Source organism: Planobacterium oryzisoli, assembly GCF_015354315.1.
GTDB lineage: Bacteria > Bacteroidota > Bacteroidia > Flavobacteriales > Weeksellaceae > Planobacterium_A > Planobacterium_A oryzisoli.
Genome location: NZ_JADKYY010000008.1, coordinates 1 through 14,683 on the forward strand (window position 1 = coordinate 1; position 14,683 = coordinate 14,683).

Here is a 14,683-nt window from a genome sequence, read left to right on the forward strand (position 1 = left end):
AAAACGGATTTTGTCGAAAAATGACTATTTTTACTCATCGTATTTTTTATGTCGCAAACACAAATTTACGATGTTTTCAAGAAGCCATTAAATTGGCTTCTTGTTTTATCGGACAACAATGATAAAAAATAAATAATCTATAACTTAATGTTTATCGGACGAGGATGATAAAAATTCTTAAATTTGAAATTCTATCATTTTATTGAATGGATAAAAAATTACTCTCTGAAAGAGATATTTGCACGAAATTCATAACTCCCGCTCTTGAAAATTCAGAGTGGGATAAATTTCGTCAATTCAAAGAGGAAGTTAATTTTACAGATGGTAGAATTATTATTCGTGGAAAGCTTTCTACGAGAGGAAAAAGGAAAAGGGCAGATTACATACTCTATTACAAACCCAATATTCCAATTGGGATTATTGAGGTTAAAGAAAATAACCATTCCGTGGGAGCTGGAATGCAACAAGCTTTAGAGTATGCCGATATTTTGGATTTACCTTTTGTCTTTTCTACGAATGGAGATCGATTTTTATTTCACGATAAAACAAATTCCGAAAATCTTGAAAGTGAAATTGAATTAACTGATTTTCCATCTCCCGAAGTTTTATGGGAAAAATACTTGAAACACAAAGGCATTGCAACTAATGAAGCAAAAAAGGTTGTGGAGCAAGATTATTTCTTTGACGGTTCAGGAAGATCTCCAAGATATTATCAACAAAATGCAGTTAATTTAACGCTTGAAGCCATTGCGAAAGGACAAAATAGAATCCTTTTAGTAATGGCGACAGGAACTGGTAAAACTTATACGGCATTCCAAATTGTTCATCGACTTTGGAAGTCAAAAACGAAGAAGCGAATTTTGTTTTTGGCGGATCGAAATGCTTTGATTGACCAAACTAAACGTGGGGATTTTAAGCACTTCAAAGATAAAATGACGATTGTTCAAAAAAGGCAGGTCGATAAATCTTATGAAGTTTACTTGGCAATTTATCAAGGATTGACCGGAACGGAGGAAGAAAAAAATATTTTTAAGCAGTTTAGCAAAGACTTTTTCGATTTAATTGTGATCGACGAATGTCATCGTGGAAGTGCAAATGAAGATTCTGCTTGGCGTGAAGTTTTAACCTATTTTGAATCCGCCACTCAAATCGGTTTAACTGCGACTCCAAAAGAAACGGACACAATCAGTAATTCTGAATATTTTGGAGAACCAATTTATACTTACACTTTAAAACAAGGTATCGAAGACGGATTTCTTGCACCTTATCAAGTTGTGAGAGTAAGTATTGATGTGGATTTAGAAGGTTATAGACCAGATAAGAATAAGAAAGACAAAGACGGAAATATTGTTGAAGATCGAATCTACAATCGCAAAGATTATGACCGCAATTTGGTTATAGACGAAAGAACACAAATTGTTGCTCAAAAAGTGACAGAGTTTCTTAAAAATTCCGGGCGTTTCCAAAAAACTATCGTCTTTTGCCGCGATGTGGATCATGCGGAAAGAATGCGCTCCGCTTTGGCCAATCTGAATTCGGATTTGGTAGGGCAAAATCATAAATATGTGATGCGGATTACAGGTGACAATGATGAAGGTAAACGCGAACTCGATAATTTTATTGATCCCGAACAGACTTATCCCGTTATTGCCACCACTTCCGAACTGATGACGACCGGAGTTGATGCCCAAACGTGTAAACTGATTGTTTTGGATACGGAAATCGGTTCAATGACGAAGTTTAAACAGATTGTGGGGCGTGGAACAAGAGTGAACGAAGAGTTCGGAAAACTGTATTTTACCATTATGGATTTCCGCAATGCGACGGACAAATTCGCAGATAAAGATTTTGATGGCGATCCGGTGAGGATTAAGGAAATCAAAGGTGATGAACCAATTACAGGCGATAACGATCCTGCTGAAGATGATGAACCTAATGATGTCGAAAAACCCGTTGTAAAAGATCCACCCGAAAATTACGGTAATGATGATCCATTCACAAAGAAAAAAACAAAACTTCAGAAAATCTATATCAACGGTGTGGACGTCACCATCTTAAATTCCCGTGAAATGTATTTCGACAAGGATGGAAAACCTGTCACGATGAGCATGAAAGACTATACCAAGTCGCTGTTAAGTGAAAAGTATGAATCGCTCGACCAATTTCTGAACCTTTGGAAATCAGCCGACCGTAAGGAAGCTCTCATTGAGGAACTGAATGAGCAGGGAATTCCCGTTGAAGAACTGCTGAAAGCCGTAAACCGCGAATGCGATCTGTTCGATATTATTTGCCACGTTGCCTTCGACCAAAAGCCGTTGACACGGAAAGAACGAGCCAACAATGTGAAGAAGCGTAACTATTTTACTAAATACGGCGAAAAAGCAAGAGCAGTGATTGAAGCACTTATCGAAAAATATGCCGATGAAGGTATCGAAAATATTGAAAGTATGGAAGTGCTGAAACTGAATCCGCTTTCAGATTTTGGTTCGCCACTCGAAATTGTAAAATCTTTTGGTGGGAAAGATCAGTATCTGCAGGCTGTGCGTGAACTGGAAGATGAAATTTATTCGTTTGCGTAAATATGTGTTCGGTCTCAGATAAAATTGTCTTGTGCACCTGCAAAGTTTCAAATGTTGAAAATTTGAAGCATTATTGGATGCTGTTCCGGTATAATCCCGAAAAAGGAGAAATAATTGTGGGACAGCCTATTTCTTGGGAAACGCTCCTTCAAATTAACAATCCCGATAATCCCAAGATACTTTTGAAGAAGCTTAACGAACAGAATATTTTTGACAAACCACTTGAGTTTTTTGAAAAGGACAGATTGCTGATTTCGGTTCAGTTTAGAGAGAATGAGTGCCGGACTGACTACGGTTTTGAGTATAAAAAAGGCAAATGGAAAATTAAGGAATTTGATTATTTCGGATGGATGGCAGAACATTATGAATTTAAAGAAGGAAAAATAGAAAACGCTGTAGTAAGAGGAAAATGATTGATATAAAAAATGCTGCAAAAAGTTACATCGAAAATCTTACAGCAACATTAGAAAGGGTTGCCAAATATTCAGAAGGCATATCTTTTCAAAAAATAAAGTTAGACTTCGTTGACTACCAAGAATCCCATTTAAAAATATTGGATAAAAGCAACGGTATTTATATGATTGCCTTATCTGAAAATTGCAGTATAAAACCTGAAAAAATTTGCAGCAAGGTAAATTCGTTTAAGAAAAATAAAAGGAAATACAAATTTCCAAAAGTTAATGAGAAAAATTGTGTAGGTGAAAACAGAATTCTTTACATAGGTAAATCCAAAGGGAATATGAAGAAAAGGATTGAGGCTCATCTAGGTCTTGCAAACCCTTCAACTTATGCCTTACAGTTGAAATTTTGGGGAGAAGACAATTATCTGAAAGATGCGAAACTTGAAATTCATTACGCGTTTGTAGAGATGCCCGATGAAGACATTGAAACCGATATACTGGAAATTCTCGAAACCGCCTTACACAAAAATTATAAACCAATGCTCGGAAGAAGCGGGCATTAAATATGTTTAAACTCAGAAAATGAAAGTAGCAGAAAAATCATCTTTACATTTTATTAAATATGAAAAAATGCTTCTCAATTTTAGAAAAATAAATAAAATTGAAGTAAATGCACCAACCTATATGGAAATTGCAGGCTACCCACATTTTGAAAATGTTAGTAGCAATATCCTGAGTTTTTTCCTGAATACAAATCAAAAACATAAGCTAAATGATTTGGTTCTAAAATCTCTTTTGCAATGCATTGAAGGATTTGATGAAACAGCCTATCGGTTAAAAACTAATAATATCTATAGGGAATATGGTATCAGCAACTTAAAGCGTATTGATATTCTTGTCGAATGCCCTGAGATGTGCGTTAGTATTGAAAATAAAATATTTCATTGGTTACACAACGATTTAGAAATTTACGAAGCTGATATTAATAGAAAATTCTTTGGTAACAAAACTTTTCATGTTGTTTTGTCATTAAAGAAAGAAAACGTTATAGGAAGTTTCGTAAGTATAACTTATGAAGAATTTTTTGAAAAAGTTAAAAGTAACTTAGGTCAATACATCTTAAAAGGAGAAAGCAACTATCTTGCTTTTTTACTGGATTACATGAAAACTATTGAAAATCATTTCAAAATGGAAGAGATCAACAAAGAGATGTTTGCTTTTCTAATGGACAATTCAGAAACTATAACTGAACTACAAAACGAGAAAGTGAAACTGGAAAACAGCCTCTATAGAACTGTAAACCAATTAAGTCAAAGAATTAATTTTGAAGATCCATTGGTTAAAGTTTGGCGATATGAACGTTATGTAATTGTTTATGATTTCCTTATAGAAGATTCAAAGATTGCCGTTGATATTAACGTCGATTATGATAAACTAACTGTAGATATTTTTGAAAGAGGGAGAAGCAGCAATAACGAAGTCTTAAGTAAGACACAGCTTATCAAAAATTACAGTTTTGCAAGGAATCATCGTGGTTATGTCCTTTTAAATGAAAGTAAAAACTTTTTTGATTTAAATTTAGATGAAGTTGCAGAAACAATACATAACTATCTAACTCAAATAAAAATCTCATGAGCATATCCGGAGTTTTAGAATCCATCAGAAAAATCATGTGGCAGGACAGTGGCCTGAACGGTGATGCACAGCGGCTGGAACAGCTGGGCTGGATGCTTTTCCTGAAAGTGTTCTGCGACAAAGATCAGGAGCTGGAACTGATGCAGGAAAATTACGAATCGCCCATTCCCGCAGAATTCCGTTGGGAAAACTGGGCAGCAGATGATGAAGGTTTAACCGGCGACGAACTGCTGGAATTTATCGACCGAAAACTTTTTCCGGCACTGCGCGACATCGACTTAAGCACCGGAAATCAGCGTGCCGTGATTGTGCATGAGGTTTTTTCCGGCAACAACAATTATATGAAAAGCGGCATCAACATTCGCAAAGTGCTGAACAAACTCAACGAGATTGATTTCAACTCGTCTAAAGACCGCCACGATTTTGGTGATATCTACGAAACTTTGCTCAAAGATTTGCAGAGCGCCGGAAAATCGGGAGAATTTTACACGCCGAGAGCCATTACGCAGTTCATCACCAAAATGATCGATCCCAAACTCGGCGAAAAAGTGCTGGATCCGGCTTGTGGAACCGGCGGTTATCTTACCGGCGTTATCGAACATCTTTCGGCACAGGTGAAAAGCGTGGAAGACCACAAAATTCTGCAGGAAAGTATCAAAGGGTGGGAATACAAACCACTGCCTTACCTTTTGGCAACCACCAATTTAATTCTGCACGATATTGAAGTTCCGGACATTACGTACCGCGATTCTCTCGATCAGCCTTTATCGCAATACCGCGAAATTGACCGTGTGGATATTATTGAAGCCAATCCGCCATTTGGAGGAATTGTGGCGAACAGCAACGAAAATAATTTTCCGCAGAGTTACCGCACCAAGGAATCGGCGGATCTGTTTCTTATTCTCATGATTCATCTTTTAAAAGTGGGCGGAAGAGCCGGAATTGTTTTGCCCGACGGTTCGCTTACCGGCGACGGTGTGAAAATGCGGGTGCGCGAAAAACTGTTGAAAGACTGCCGACTTCATACCATTATCCGCTTACCGAACTCCGTGTTTCAGCCGTATGCAACCGTGGCTACGAATCTGCTGTTTTTCGAAAAACTGCACCACAACAACGAGACTGCAGGTTTTGCCACGCAGGAAGTCTGGTATTACGAACACCGTTTGCCGGAAGGACAAAAATCTTACAGCAAAACCAAACCCATCCGAGAAGAAGAGTTTGAACCGATAAAACAATGGTGGAACAACCGCACCGAAAGTGACATCTGCTGGAAAGTTGATATTGAAACTTTGAAAGCCCGCAATTTTGATTTGGACATTAAAAACCCGAACAAAACCGAGGAAACTATAGAACATACTTCTGCTGAACTGATGCAGAAACTGTCGGATTCTTTCCATAAATCTGAAGATTTGCTGGCGAAACTTAAAATGGCTACAGCAGAATGAGTAGAGGCAGAAAAATCACAATTAATTCTGAAATAGATAAATCGCAAAAACTGTTTTTTGAAAATGTAGGTTTTTATATGTCGATTATCAATAAAGAACTTGGAAAAAAGTATTCTCCCGAACCATTAGCAAATTTCATAAAGATTGCAGGTGGATTCGCATTTAAAACCTCTTCTTATAAAAAAAGCGGAATTCCTATCATAAGGATTTCTGATTTTAACAACGAAAGAATTGATTTGTCTTCCTGTGTTTTTTATGATGAAGATGCATCTCTACAAAAATTTTTACTAGAAGAAGGAGATATCATTATTTGCTTGACAGGTGGAACTATTGCAAAACTTGGAATTGTTCAAGGCGGTCTTGGGAAGATTTATTTAAATCAGCGTGTCGGAAAGTTTGAAGTTCTTGATGAAAATATTTTTGAGAAAGAATATGTTTACTGGCTTGCAAAAAGTGTTGCCAATACAATAAAAAACTTGGCTTGGGGTGCTGCAATTCCCAATGTAAGTCCAAAACAGATTGAAAAAATTAAAGTTTCTATTCCTCCGAAAGACATTCAGATTGGGATTATTTCTTTTCTGAACGATTTGAAAAATGAAGATTTTAAGAGGGAATTTTATTTTGACCCTGAAATCGAAAAGCATATTTTAGATTTACACGAAAGTTCTAAAACTACCAATATTCTCTCCTATGAACTCACGCACCAACTATCCCTGATTTCCCAACTTAGGCAAGCTTTTCTTCGCGAGGCAATGCAGGGCACTTTGGTAAGCAACGAAACTTCCGACGGCAAAACCGGCGCAGATTTACTGGCGGAAATAAAAGCCAAGAAAGAACAACTTATCAAAGACAAAAAAATAAAAAAAGGGAAACAGCTTCCGCCAATTTCCGAAGAAGAAATTCCTTTTGAGATACCGGAAGAATTGTCTTTTATTCGCCTTGGGGAAATTTGTAAGGTTGAAAAGGGTAAAATTGGCATTCAAAGAGCAGAGAAATCTGGAAGTATTCCACTTGTTGTGACTAGTGAAGAAAGACAATCTCACAATGAAATTCATTTTGACGGACCTAGTGTAATAATTCCTTTAGTTTCGAGCACAGGGCATGGACATGCCAGTATGAAACGAATTCATTATCAGGAAGGCTCGTTTGCAGTTGGAAATATTTTGGGCTGTATTCAAACATACCTTCCTGCATTTTTTAATATGAAATTTTTGTTTCATTATCTAGATACTTATAAACAAACATTCTTTGTTGAAAAAATGAAGGGAGCAGCAAATGTTTCTTTAAAACTTTCATCCATTGAAGAAACGCCGATTCCTTTGATCAGAAAAGAGATTCAAGATAAATATGAAGAACTTATTTTGCATTTAGAAAATCTCGAAGCCTCGGTAAAAGAAAGCCAAAACTATAATGCCCAACTGCTGCAACAGGTGTTGAGAGAAGCGCTGGAAGGGAAGGAGGAAAGAAAAGAAGTGTTGACTTTGGTGGCGGAAGATGAGTTAAAGTACAATACTCAAACATAAAAGAATTCTTAAAAAAACAAAAAAACTATGGATATATTTGGTGATAAAAAGAGTAAACAAATAGAATATTTGGAGGAAGAAAGAAAAAAACTGTGGCAAAGAATTACTGCTCTTGAAAATGAAGATAAAAGACTCCAAACAGAAATTAACAAAAAAGCAACTGATGCGGAAAAAGAGGCCGCACAAAGTTCTAGGAAAGCGGCAGAATACAGAAATAAAACTGAGCAAAGAGCGACAGAAGCAAACGATTTTGTTGTTACAATTCAGGCAAAAGTTGATGAAGCTGAAAGATTGCTTGCAAGTATTGGAGAAAAGAATGATAAAGCAACAGAATTAAAAACAATATTAGAAACAAATGAGGAAGGATATAAATTGTCGTATGATGAGTTAATTTTAAAAGTAAATACTCTAAACTCTTTTCTGGAAGATTATCCTGACCTAGATTCTAAATTAACTGTCATAAGCGATTTTGTTTCTGGCGTTGAAGATAATCTTGGAAAATCAAAACTTAGTTTAACAGCATTAAATAAAACGAAGAAGGAAATTGATGATTTTCACCGTGATATCTTTGGCTACATCGATAAGGATGATGCAGGTGATGAAATCGTTATCGAAGGAAAGAAAAGCGATCTGGATGAAGCTTATGAAGATTTACATGAAAAACTTGAGCAAGCAAACAATAGAATAACAACTATTACAGATTCTTATAAAAAGAAATATGACGAATTCGAAATCAGCCACAAATCAAATTATGAGAAAATAAATAACGAAATTGAAAGCCTACTTCCGGCAGCTTTAACAGCGGGATTGAGTTCCGCATTTTCTACAAAGAAAGGAGAAGAAGCAGAAAATTCCCAACAGCTGCAAAGTCGCTTTTCAATGGGAATTTATATGTTGATAGTGGTCAGCTTGCTTCCTTTCGCTGTCAGTGTATATTTTCTTTACACCGGAACTGCACTTGAAGAGGTCATTAGTAAGATACCAAGATTAGTCTTAGCAATCATCCCGATGTATATTCCTGTGCTTTGGTTCACATATTCCGCAAACAAAAAACTTAATTTATCAAAAAGATTAATTGAAGAATACGCTCACAAAGAAGTACTAAGTAAAACTTATGAAGGACTGTCTAAACAAATTGCTAATCTTGAAGATGAAGAGCAAACAAGTGAACTCAAATACCGGCTTTTATCTAGTTTCTTACAAGTGACATCAGAGAATCCGGGTAAATTAATTTCAAATTATGAAGCTTCCGATCATCCTGTTATGGAAGCTTTAGAACAAAGTTATAAATTTCAACTTGCAATTGATAAATTAGAAGGTATTCCTGGTATGGGCAAGGTTGCTGCAATCTTGGAATCAAGCTCAAAACGAAAATTAAAGGAGAAGCAAGAGATCATAGATAGAGCTTTAGGTGCGAACGAAGAGGAAGAGGAGGAAGAGGAAGAAGCATAATCGAACATTTGATTTATGAAATATGAACTATCAGAAAAATCCTCAAACTTATCCTCCGAAAAACTCTGGCTAAAAATCTGCGGCAGCCTTGTAGATAAAGCAGAAATATATTCACTTACCGGAAAAGTATATCAACTTATGGATGTTTCTTATGCTGAGATTATTTATTCTTCTCCCTCAAGAAATAACGGTGAGCCGGAAAGTATTTTGAGCGAAGATTGTATTGCATTTCTGGAAATTCTGAAACAGCAGAATTCGTTCAGCACAGCTTCAATAAAAGAACTATTGCCAAGTGTTATTTATAGAAAAAGGTCGCCGCTGTTTGCTTTCTTAATTGCAGCAGGATTAATGTCAGAATAACCTATTTCTTGTTTTGAATTTTATTGCTATTTTTGTTCATAAATTAACATATATGTTAATTTTTTTTTGTTTTTTAAATTTATATGAGTAACTTTGCACTAGAAATTTTTGATGACGAAAGTCCAAAATGTCAGTTTTACACAGTAAAACTGGATGGTGAAGAACTCTCAGAAACCGATAAATTTTTTGAGAAACATTATGAAACAGATAGGTTAAAACCATACGTTCAGCAATTATCGGTATTTATTTCAGATACCATTGGAACAAAAAGAGGAGCGATCAATGATTTTTTTAGGGAAGAACGAAAAGCTCAGGCGTTTCCACCACCTGCAAAAATTGAAATTGAGGAAGTAGATTTTGGAGAAGACTTCCCGCTACGTTTGTATTGTATGCGCCTATCATCTTCCTGTGTTATTTTGTTTAACGGCGGCGAAAAAACAAGTTGGACGGCTCAGGATGGAGAAACGAAAGTAGCTTTCAGAGAGGCAAATCACTACGCTGATAAAATACAGATGGCCTTAAATAACGGAGATATTAAACTCTGCGCAAAAAAGAGAGAAATTCTTGATACAACTACAGAAAAACCTTACACCGAATTATTCTAAATGAAAAGCAAAATTTTTAAAAAGATTTTAGACGAAACACCATTGGAAACTAAAATCTTTGTGGAAAAATATTCCGATCTAATTATCCGGATCAATCAGATTCTTAGAGATAAGGGAATTTCTCAAAAAGAACTTGCTGAAGGAATGGATAAAAAACCTGCGGAAATCAGCCGATGGCTTAGCGGAAATCAAAACATTACCCTAAAAAGCATTGCCAAACTGGAAGCAGAATTGGGAGAGCCTATTATCGAAATTCCGGTGAAGCGTTTTTCTGCGTGCTTTAAAGACGAATGGGAAAAACTTGAAGTAAGTTTCACCGTTGAACGACGTAAAGAAACTTATTCTAAAGATACACAATGGTTAAATGAGGAAAAAGTAAGATATGCCTAACCCTTTTGATGCTGAAAAATTGGCTTTAGAGTCGTTTAAAATTATCAGCGAAAATATTTTTGTACCCGAATTTTTTGATGAAAGTCTAATTAAAGAATTTGGTTCTACAAACCAGCTCAGTATTTCTTTCAATCTGGAGCAGAAGTTGATCAGGGCGGAATTTGATTTTGAAATTTTAACCAACTCTGAATCTTCGGAAGAAGCCAAAGCAAATTACAAATTTGTTCTCATTTACAGTTGTTCAAATCTGGAGGAACTTGCACATGCCGATGGAGATGAGCTTAAAGTGAATTCACAGTTAGGTTTTGCAATCTCTGCCATTTCCTATTCAACCATTAGAGGAATTTTACTGATAAAACTTAGCGAGACGGTATTTCAGGATTTTATTTTGCCAATTATAAAACCTAATCTCCCAAATTAGTTCATACAAAAAGAGCAGCCTCCGCTGCTCTCTTACTTCTTGTTTTTCTTCTTCCTTTTCCACGGCGCATTTTTCTCCTATCTTCCTGCCATAATGCAGCTAAAAGACATTACTTCATTAAGGATTTCACCAAGACCGAATCCTTCTAATTGGCAGCGTGCGGAAGCTGCACTTTTCTTGGCTACTCGGCAATTCCGAAACGTCGATTTCGTTCGAGAAAAATCGTACGTCCAAACCTTCGGTTTCTTCGTGGAAAATATCTTCAGTCGCGCGTTTCAAGATTACGATATCTTACTGCAGATGCTTTTCCAGTTCTTCTGCCGGATCGTAGCCGTTTTCTACCATTGTTTCTAAAACTTCGTATCTGTTCTCTTCAAATAAAGATTTTGCCTTATTCTGAAAAGCTTTATTCAGTGCTCCTTCCGACCAGTAAAAGCACCGCCAAAAGCGATGCCCTTGAAAACTATATTTCGTCGGCCAAACTGTCCCTGGCAGGTTGCTCCTCATCAGAGCCTGATTCCGTTCTAAATAACTGTAGTTCAGAGTTAATAGACATATATTCTGCGGTGAGGTTGAGTGCCACAAGTTCCAAATCAGACATTTTTGGAAGCCTAATTTGCTTACTTGCAGTAATATATTTACAGGTGTGTGTCAATTCTTTTAAAATAATTTTGTAGTTTTGAATAAGATTGTTCATGTATTTAATGACTTGGTAATCAATTAAATATACGGTTTTTTAATCAAATGGACAATCTTTTTTCTTTTTTAATTCCTAAATGCACAACAGGTTTATAATTATAAATTATGTACTACTTTAGTACACGTCAATACTCTAAAACTATCATTAATAAAAGGAATTTCACTTTCTGTATCGAAATATGATGAAATTAATACTATTTCTATAATGTTACTATTATTTGTAACTAATTGATTTATAATATTATTAATATTTGTGGTTGGAATAGACGTTTTGTGCTACAAAATTCATTTTTTAATAAAAAAAGCGTCCAGATCTCCTTGTCATCCTCGTTTATATTTTATCTTTTTACTACTTCCCCCTTCATCAAAAAAAGTTTTCTTTAAGTCCGTAGTAATATCTACTAGGAGCTTTTAAACAACCAACTGTAAAACAGATGGTTAATAAAATAAGGAGTGGAATTGGAGGGACTGTGATAACTTGCGTACAAACTATTTAATAAAATTCTTTATTTCTCTTATTAACTTATTGTTTTTTTTCATAGTAGAGTACATGACTCCCCTCTATGTTTTTAATCTTCATGTTAGAAAATTTAAAATCATTGGGATGGTCTTTGCCTATAGCTACATCTTTAGTTCCATTAATTACCAGCACGGGAGTTATTATTTTATCAGAGATTCTGGTATAATCCATAAAGTACTCTGGCATAGAAAAAACTCTTGAAGCAAAATCCCACTGCTGTGGCTTTTCAAAGTCTACTTCCATAAGCTTGTCAAACGCTTCTTTGGTATCAGTTAGTAAAATGTAATCCAAACCTTTCTCGGAAATTTCCTTTTTTGCGCTCATGAAATCTTCCAGTAGATGAGTAGAGCGTACTTGATGGTTCTTTCCCGTGTATTCATTTAGAAATTCAACTTGCTTTCGGAGGGAGTATTCTACGTTCAGAGTACTGTTCATTAAGATTAGCCCTTTTAAAGAGTTAGGGTAGTGGTATGCGTAATTTGTGGCGATAATTCCTCCAAAGGAGTGTGCTAGTATATATGTTTTATCGACTCCGTAGTGGTTTTTAATTTCCTCGATGTCCTTAATCATCCTAGCAATAGAGTAATCTTGATTTTGCGCAGACTCGGACCTTCCACTGCCGCGTTGGTCGTAGTAAATCACGGTCATGAACTTTTCAAGCTCATTTCCTTTTAAATCCTCAAAGGAGCGGCTCCAAGCTCCTGGTCCTCCGTGGACATAGATAACTACTGGACCTTTACCTGCTTTCTTGGTAAATAAGTTTACTCCATCGGATGTGGTAACAGTTTGCTCTTGGGCTGAGATTAGTGATAGTGTAAGTACGGTAGATGCGATCAGCGATTTCTTTAAGAAGTTCATAGTTATCATTTTTAAGTTTTAATTTATGGCATTAGTAGTATAAGAAGGTAGTATGTTACACCTACTAGCTAAAGAAATGATATTCAACTGAAATACACTATCTTTAAGAAGCTAATTCTGTAACCCATGAGATCAATCTTTTTTGTAAGTGTTTTATTACTTACCGTTCTTGGTAGCTGTGAGAAAAAAGAGGTGACTACTGCCCAAAACAATGTTGTACAAGAAATAACTCTAAACGGGACAAGTCAAAGTTTTACTCCCACTGAAAAAGAACTAATAGTGCTCAATCGTGATAGAGAAGAGTACTCTAAGGGCCTACTCGATGAGATTAAAAATGTTGCTAATTTTTATACCAGCAGTTCTAAGAACGATATGGTGATTTACCACCTAGAAAACCCGTCCTCCCAATTGGGCTATTCCTTTGAGAGAAGTGAATGGGAAGGCAGAAGTTATATCCAGATGGGAATTTTCACCAAAAGTGGATCTAATCTTTCAACTTTGCAGTGGCTATTCTATGATCCGGAGACTAAAGAGCTCTATGAGTTTGATTTACACGCGAAGAAATTGCAGAAGTTCCCGTAAGGGCTTATATTTGAGTAAAATTATAACCTATGAATATGCTTATTAGACTGCTAATTACTGCAGTATCTGCCTATCTGTTACAGATGATTCTCTCAGGAGTCCATTTCTCTGATTTTACCACTACCTTAGTTTTTGCGCTGGTTCTGGGAATTTTGAATCTGATCTTAAAGCCTATTTTAAAGATTTTGGGGCTTCCATTAACCATCATTACGTTAGGACTTTTCTCTTTTGTTATTAATGCAATTGTGATTTTAATTGCCGACTATTTTGTCGAAGGTATGCAGGTGGATGGGTTCTGGTGGGCTCTTATTTTCAGTATCCTACTTTCCATTGTAACTTCTGTACTTAGCTCCCTCTTCATCAAAGAAGACTAGCTCGAATGTCCACAAGAAGTAAAAGAGCAGATTCCACTCCAGGAGTGGTAGGTAGTACTTATATTGTAGGGTTTGTGTACGTGCTTTCTTGGATTGTACTTGGTTGCGCAATGCTGGCCTTTGTGGTAGTACTACTCTCAGGGCCTTCCTCGAGCGGCCTGGTGGTATTCTATCTTCCAGAGGGACTGCAAAGACTAGATAAAGAGGCCTGGCAAGCACTAAAGGCCGTGCTACTGTCCCTTGGTGCTCTAGTGATCTTGTTATCATTGGCATCGCTCTTTCTTTCCAAAATGGTGCTTAAAAGAAACCATTTTCTCTTAGAGCAAGAAGAAATTAGAAGTCGTAAATAAATTCAATGCTATGAAAGAAATTCCCACGGCGCCTATCGATCGATTTGCCAAAATCATGACGATAGTAGTTGCATTCCTCATACTGGTGACGCTAACAATGTATTTTGCAGGCGAATGGAGTGACGCTGGAGTTTGGGGAGTAGGAATAGCCGTGCTACTTCTACTTATTTTGCCCTTAAGCTATATGCTAAGGCCTCGGCTTTTTGTAAGTCCTACGCATTTTGAAATGCGAAGTATTCTTTATTCCATTAAACTCCCAATTAGGGAGATTAAAATGGTAGAAATGGATCAAGAAAGAACTATAAATATCCGCACTTTTGGAATTGGAGGTGTATTTGGCTATTTTGGCTACTACAATGGAAAAGATCTTTGGCTTGTTACTAATAAGTCCAAGAGGGTAGTACTCAAAACAGCGAAAGGTAAGACCTACATGGTAAGTCCACAGGATCCTTTAGAACTAATAAACGAAATTAAAAAGTACCAATAAAG

17 protein-coding genes and 1 pseudogene are annotated in these 14,683 nt (G+C 36.3%); 16 read left to right on the forward strand and 2 right to left on the reverse strand.

Annotation, left to right across the window (positions count from 1 at the left end):
• Window positions 1–206 precede the first annotated feature (206 nt).
• The 12 genes from hsdR to IC612_RS10075 all read left to right on the forward strand — a co-directional run bounded on the left by hsdR (window position 207) and on the right by IC612_RS10075 (window position 11,165).
• A complete protein-coding gene (hsdR, locus tag IC612_RS07145; RefSeq protein ID WP_194739500.1) occupies window positions 207–2,579 on the forward strand; it encodes an EcoAI/FtnUII family type I restriction enzme subunit R in 2,373 nt (790 codons plus the stop codon).
• A gap of 62 nt (window positions 2,580–2,641) precedes the next feature.
• On the forward strand, window positions 2,642–2,992 hold the full coding sequence (locus IC612_RS07150) for a hypothetical protein (RefSeq protein WP_194739501.1): 351 nt from the start codon (window positions 2,642–2,644) through the stop codon (window positions 2,990–2,992).
• A complete protein-coding gene (locus IC612_RS07155; protein ID WP_194739502.1) occupies window positions 2,989–3,543 on the forward strand; it encodes a hypothetical protein in 555 nt (184 codons plus the stop codon). The genes IC612_RS07150 and IC612_RS07155 overlap by 4 nt, the downstream gene beginning before the upstream one ends.
• Before the next feature lie 19 nt (window positions 3,544–3,562).
• Window positions 3,563–4,615, forward strand: coding sequence for a PD-(D/E)XK nuclease family protein (locus tag IC612_RS07160; RefSeq protein WP_194739503.1), 1,053 nt, complete (start codon window positions 3,563–3,565; stop codon window positions 4,613–4,615).
• On the forward strand, window positions 4,612–6,060 hold the full coding sequence (locus tag IC612_RS07165; protein WP_194739504.1) for an N-6 DNA methylase: 1,449 nt from the start codon (window positions 4,612–4,614) through the stop codon (window positions 6,058–6,060). Before IC612_RS07160 ends, IC612_RS07165 begins: the two co-directional genes overlap by 4 nt.
• Complete coding sequence (locus IC612_RS07170; protein WP_194739505.1) at window positions 6,057–7,583, forward strand: restriction endonuclease subunit S; 1,527 nt, start codon at window positions 6,057–6,059, stop codon at window positions 7,581–7,583. The genes IC612_RS07165 and IC612_RS07170 overlap by 4 nt, the downstream gene beginning before the upstream one ends.
• A 27-nt stretch (window positions 7,584–7,610) precedes the next feature.
• Complete coding sequence (locus IC612_RS07175; RefSeq protein WP_194739506.1) at window positions 7,611–9,035, forward strand: hypothetical protein; 1,425 nt, start codon at window positions 7,611–7,613, stop codon at window positions 9,033–9,035.
• A gap of 15 nt (window positions 9,036–9,050) precedes the next feature.
• The gene (locus IC612_RS07180; RefSeq protein ID WP_194739507.1) at window positions 9,051–9,395 is read left to right on the forward strand and encodes a hypothetical protein; all 345 of its coding nucleotides are present in this window, start codon (window positions 9,051–9,053) and stop codon (window positions 9,393–9,395) included.
• Between the two features lie 83 nt (window positions 9,396–9,478).
• Window positions 9,479–10,000 (forward strand): hypothetical protein, encoded by a 522-nt coding sequence (locus tag IC612_RS07185; protein ID WP_194739508.1) that lies wholly within the window; start codon window positions 9,479–9,481, stop codon window positions 9,998–10,000.
• On the forward strand, window positions 10,001–10,390 hold the full coding sequence (locus IC612_RS07190) for a helix-turn-helix domain-containing protein (protein ID WP_095069485.1): 390 nt from the start codon (window positions 10,001–10,003) through the stop codon (window positions 10,388–10,390).
• The gene (locus IC612_RS07195; protein WP_194739509.1) at window positions 10,383–10,811 is read left to right on the forward strand and encodes a hypothetical protein; all 429 of its coding nucleotides are present in this window, start codon (window positions 10,383–10,385) and stop codon (window positions 10,809–10,811) included. The genes IC612_RS07190 and IC612_RS07195 overlap by 8 nt, the downstream gene beginning before the upstream one ends.
• 93 nt (window positions 10,812–10,904) lie before the next feature.
• The gene (locus tag IC612_RS10075; protein WP_194739510.1) at window positions 10,905–11,165 is read left to right on the forward strand and encodes a hypothetical protein; all 261 of its coding nucleotides are present in this window, start codon (window positions 10,905–10,907) and stop codon (window positions 11,163–11,165) included.
• 151 nt (window positions 11,166–11,316) lie between these two features.
• Here the strand turns inward: IC612_RS10075 and IC612_RS10095 are convergent.
• Together IC612_RS10095 and IC612_RS07210 are read right to left on the reverse strand one after the other, a co-directional pair.
• Window positions 11,317–11,508: pseudogene (locus tag IC612_RS10095) on the reverse strand (IS982 family transposase); the annotation flags it as partial.
• Between the two features lie 525 nt (window positions 11,509–12,033).
• Complete coding sequence (locus IC612_RS07210) at window positions 12,034–12,888, reverse strand: alpha/beta hydrolase (RefSeq protein ID WP_194739511.1); 855 nt, start codon at window positions 12,886–12,888, stop codon at window positions 12,034–12,036.
• 126 nt (window positions 12,889–13,014) lie between these two features.
• On the opposite strand from IC612_RS07210, the gene IC612_RS07215 reads away from it, so the two are divergent.
• Genes IC612_RS07215 through IC612_RS07230 form a run of 4 tightly spaced genes read left to right on the forward strand, consistent with a single transcriptional unit; the run spans window position 13,015 to window position 14,681 of the window.
• Window positions 13,015–13,470 carry a hypothetical protein gene (locus tag IC612_RS07215; RefSeq protein ID WP_194739512.1) on the forward strand — a complete coding sequence of 152 codons (456 nt, stop codon included), beginning with the start codon at window positions 13,015–13,017 and terminating at the stop codon, window positions 13,468–13,470.
• Window positions 13,471–13,499: 29 nt separating this feature from the next.
• Window positions 13,500–13,844 carry a phage holin family protein gene (locus IC612_RS07220; protein ID WP_194739513.1) on the forward strand — a complete coding sequence of 115 codons (345 nt, stop codon included), beginning with the start codon at window positions 13,500–13,502 and terminating at the stop codon, window positions 13,842–13,844.
• 5 nt (window positions 13,845–13,849) lie between these two features.
• Window positions 13,850–14,194, forward strand: a complete 345-nt coding sequence (locus IC612_RS07225) for a hypothetical protein (RefSeq protein WP_194739514.1) — start codon at window positions 13,850–13,852, stop codon at window positions 14,192–14,194.
• A 10-nt stretch (window positions 14,195–14,204) separates the two neighbouring features.
• Window positions 14,205–14,681, forward strand: a complete 477-nt coding sequence (locus IC612_RS07230) for a PH domain-containing protein (protein ID WP_194739515.1) — start codon at window positions 14,205–14,207, stop codon at window positions 14,679–14,681.
• Window positions 14,682–14,683: the final 2 nt, after the last annotated feature.

Coding starts and splice junctions, on each gene's coding strand:
- hsdR (WP_194739500.1), top strand. CDS start 207: ATGGATAAAAAATTACTCTCTGAAAGAGATATTTGCACGAAATTCATA.
- IC612_RS07155 (WP_194739502.1), top strand. CDS start 2,989: ATGATTGATATAAAAAATGCTGCAAAAAGTTACATCGAAAATCTTACA.
- IC612_RS07160 (WP_194739503.1), top strand. CDS start 3,563: ATGAAAGTAGCAGAAAAATCATCTTTACATTTTATTAAATATGAAAAA.
- IC612_RS07165 (WP_194739504.1), top strand. CDS start 4,612: ATGAGCATATCCGGAGTTTTAGAATCCATCAGAAAAATCATGTGGCAG.
- IC612_RS07170 (WP_194739505.1), top strand. CDS start 6,057: ATGAGTAGAGGCAGAAAAATCACAATTAATTCTGAAATAGATAAATCG.
- IC612_RS07175 (WP_194739506.1), top strand. CDS start 7,611: ATGGATATATTTGGTGATAAAAAGAGTAAACAAATAGAATATTTGGAG.
- IC612_RS07180 (WP_194739507.1), top strand. CDS start 9,051: ATGAAATATGAACTATCAGAAAAATCCTCAAACTTATCCTCCGAAAAA.
- IC612_RS07185 (WP_194739508.1), top strand. CDS start 9,479: ATGAGTAACTTTGCACTAGAAATTTTTGATGACGAAAGTCCAAAATGT.
- IC612_RS07190 (WP_095069485.1), top strand. CDS start 10,001: ATGAAAAGCAAAATTTTTAAAAAGATTTTAGACGAAACACCATTGGAA.
- IC612_RS07195 (WP_194739509.1), top strand. CDS start 10,383: ATGCCTAACCCTTTTGATGCTGAAAAATTGGCTTTAGAGTCGTTTAAA.
- IC612_RS10075 (WP_194739510.1), top strand. CDS start 10,905: ATGCAGCTAAAAGACATTACTTCATTAAGGATTTCACCAAGACCGAAT.
- IC612_RS07210 (WP_194739511.1), bottom strand. CDS start 12,888: ATGAACTTCTTAAAGAAATCGCTGATCGCATCTACCGTACTTACACTA.
- IC612_RS07215 (WP_194739512.1), top strand. CDS start 13,015: ATGAGATCAATCTTTTTTGTAAGTGTTTTATTACTTACCGTTCTTGGT.
- IC612_RS07220 (WP_194739513.1), top strand. CDS start 13,500: ATGAATATGCTTATTAGACTGCTAATTACTGCAGTATCTGCCTATCTG.
- IC612_RS07225 (WP_194739514.1), top strand. CDS start 13,850: ATGTCCACAAGAAGTAAAAGAGCAGATTCCACTCCAGGAGTGGTAGGT.
- IC612_RS07230 (WP_194739515.1), top strand. CDS start 14,205: ATGAAAGAAATTCCCACGGCGCCTATCGATCGATTTGCCAAAATCATG.